Annotated in this window: 1 pseudogene; it reads right to left on the reverse strand. The window is 57.6% G+C overall.

Going from position 1 to position 288, the window contains the following annotated elements:
• Positions 1-288: pseudogene (locus tag BEI65_RS27275) on the reverse strand (galactokinase); the annotation flags it as partial.

Genomic DNA, 288 nt, shown 5'->3' on the forward strand with positions numbered 1-288 from the left:
TTTACCCATCAGTTTCATATCACCGGCGGCCAGCGCATCGGCAGCAGCCAGGGTTCGATCGTTTTCACTGATCACATGACGCGCTCGTTTGGCGACGATCGGATCCAATTCATGCTGGATCGGGAAAAACAGATCCGGGCTGACGTCGCGCAGCGCCTTGACGCCGAAGAAGCGCGCGGCCTCTTCACACTGCTTGCGGCGGGTGTTGTATTCGCTGTCCACCAACCCACGTTTCACGTTGGAATTGATGATCACCACGGCAATATCTTCCGGAACCGACACCGCCCG

The organism is Serratia sp. BW106 (assembly GCF_002607755.1).
In the GTDB taxonomy this organism is placed as follows: Bacteria; Pseudomonadota; Gammaproteobacteria; order Enterobacterales; family Enterobacteriaceae; genus Serratia; species Serratia proteamaculans.